Below are 2,383 nucleotides of genomic sequence, written 5' to 3'. Positions count from 1 at the left end.
CCAGCTCAGCGCGAACGCCCACCCGGCCGCGATCCGCCGGTCCCACCTCTGCGGTGATCGCGTCCGAGCCGGGCAGACGGGTCAGCGGATTGAGCCCCGCCGCCTCCTCCACCCGCGTCTCGGCAAGCGCCCGCACGAGGTCCGCGAGCCGTACGACGCCCACACACCGCCCGTACGCGTCCACGACGGCCACATCGTCCGACGTGCGGTCCCGGTCGCCGACCGCCACCACGTCCAGGACCTCCCAGGCGGTGGCGTCGATGCCCACCGTGCGCGGCGGGTCACCGAGTTTCGCCGCGGGCCGGTCGGCGTACAGGGCATGCCCGTAGCGCCCCGACAACGACAGCAGGAAGCGGGACCGGTGCACCGACCGGACCGGCACCCCGGCCCGGTCCACGAGCAGCACTCCGGACACGTCCGGCGATCCGGTCAGCAGGGCCCGCACCTGTCCCGCGGAGGCCGCGGCGGGCAGCAATGCCGCGGGGCGCACGAACTCCCGCACCGAGGGCCCCGACCGGGGCACGGCCACATCGCCGGGGGAGCGGGGCGGAACATAGACGTCCGCGGCGGGCAGCCGCGCCGGCGGCGCGAACAGCTCGCCCTGCGCCAGCTGCGCTCCGGCGGCGAGCGCCGCCGCGCACTGGCCTTCGGTCTCCACGCCCTCGACCGCCAGGAGCGCCCGCAGCTCGTCGCACAGCGTCCGCATCGACCGCACCACCGCGGGCCGCGCCAGCAGCGACGCGTCCAGCTTCATCAGGTCGGGCGCGAGATCCGACAGCAGCCGCACGGGCACGTCCCCGTCCCCGACGCCGTCCGCACAGATACGGAAGCCCTGGCCGCGCAGCGCGGACACCGCCTCCAGCAAGCCCTGTTGCGGCACATGCGTGTACGGCGGACAGATGTCGACCGTCACCTCCCAGGGAAGCCGCCCCGCCTCGCGCACGGCGTCATGGAGCGAAGGGATCCCGCCGAGGTCGGCGAGCGTGCCGGCGAACACGTTGACGAACAACGGAAGCAGGGTCTCCTTGCGCACCGCCGTGCGGACCGCCGACACCGCCAGCCGGCTGTCGAGCTCCGGATCCCGGCGGGCCTGCGCCAGGATGTCGCCGGTCTCCGGGCGGGCGAGTATCTCCAGCCCCGCGACCACGCCGGTCGTCAGGTTGACCACCGGCTGGAAGGCGAAGCGGAGAGTGTCCGTCCAGGAGTGCACGGGAGCATGATGACTCCACGGGCGCACGACCGAGCGCAGGTTCATGATTCGTTCACGCAACGTTCCTGCGCGATCACACAGCGTACGAACAGGTGCCGTCACGACCCGCTTCACGATGAGCTGACGGTGCGTCATGAGCCTGTCAGCGTCAACTGGTTCCGAGCTTCCCTTCCCCGGCGCGACCGTCTCCTGATAGACGCAAGGGCCATGACACGACTCACCACCGTGGCACGCGGCCTGATCACCGCGTTCGCCGCCCTGCTGGCAGCGACCGCCCCGACCGCCCCCGCGCAGGCCAGGACCGAGCCCAAGGCGCCCGAGAACTTCGTGGCCCTCAGAAGCGTGGACCCGACGATCATTCAGGAGATGCGCTACTTCACGCCCCACAACTTCGTCGGCGAACGCGTCGACGGCTACGCCCAGCCGATCTGCGTCCTCACCCGACCCGCCGCCGAAGCCCTCCACAAGGCCCAGCGGAAGCTGCTCCGCCAGGGCTACACGCTCAAGGTGTACGACTGCTACCGGCCGCAGCGCGCTGTGGACCACTTCGTCCGCTGGGCCAAGGACCTCGACGACCAGGCGATGAAGGGCGAGTTCTACCCGAACGTCGACAAGACCCGCCTGTTCGCCGACGGCTACATCGCCGAGAAGTCCGGCCACAGCCGTGGATCGACCCTGGACCTCACCCTCGTGAAGCTCCCGGCGAAGCCCACCAGGCCGTACCACCCCGGAGAGCCCCTCGTGCCGTGCTTCGCGCCCAAGGACGAGCGGTTCCCCGACACCTCCGTCGACATGGGCACCGGCTTCGACTGCTTCGACACCCTCTCGCAGACCCTCGACCCGCGCATCCAGGGCGAACAGCGCGCCAACCGGCTGCTGCTCAAGAACACTCTGGAAGACCTCGGCTTCGTGAACCTGGCAGAGGAGTGGTGGCACTACACCTTCAAGCCGGAGCCCTACCCGGACACCTACTTCGACTTCCCCGTGTCCAGGAAGTCGCTCACCGGCCACCACTGACCGGCCCGCTCGCGACGCCCTCTCCGTGATCGGCTACAGTCCGCCGCGTGTCCGAAACTCAGCACTCCAGTTCCAACTCCGCGCCGGGCTCCCACTGTTCGAGCTGCGGCACGCCCTACGGAGAGGGCGTCTCCGGCTGGCCCCGCACCTGCCCCG

1 protein-coding gene and 2 pseudogenes are annotated in these 2,383 nt (G+C 70.9%); 2 read left to right on the top strand and 1 reads right to left on the bottom strand.

All coding sequences use genetic code 11. The features are described from left to right. Positions 1–1,210, bottom strand: a pseudogene (locus SSQG_RS06190) (EAL domain-containing protein); the annotation flags it as partial. Between the two features lie 207 nt (positions 1,211–1,417). On the opposite strand from SSQG_RS06190, the gene SSQG_RS06185 reads away from it, so the two are divergent. Together SSQG_RS06185 and SSQG_RS42515 are read left to right on the top strand one after the other, a co-directional pair. Next, entirely contained in the window at positions 1,418–2,227 is an 810-nt protein-coding gene (locus SSQG_RS06185; RefSeq protein ID WP_003988865.1) for a M15 family metallopeptidase, read from the top strand. Between the two features lie 47 nt (positions 2,228–2,274). Next, positions 2,275–2,383: pseudogene (locus SSQG_RS42515) on the top strand (NUDIX hydrolase); the annotation flags it as partial.

Origin of the sequence: Streptomyces viridochromogenes DSM 40736 (assembly GCF_000158955.1) — a bacterium.
GTDB lineage: Bacteria > Actinomycetota > Actinomycetes > Streptomycetales > Streptomycetaceae > Streptomyces > Streptomyces venetus.
This window is presented reverse-complemented; position numbering and strand designations above follow the sequence as displayed.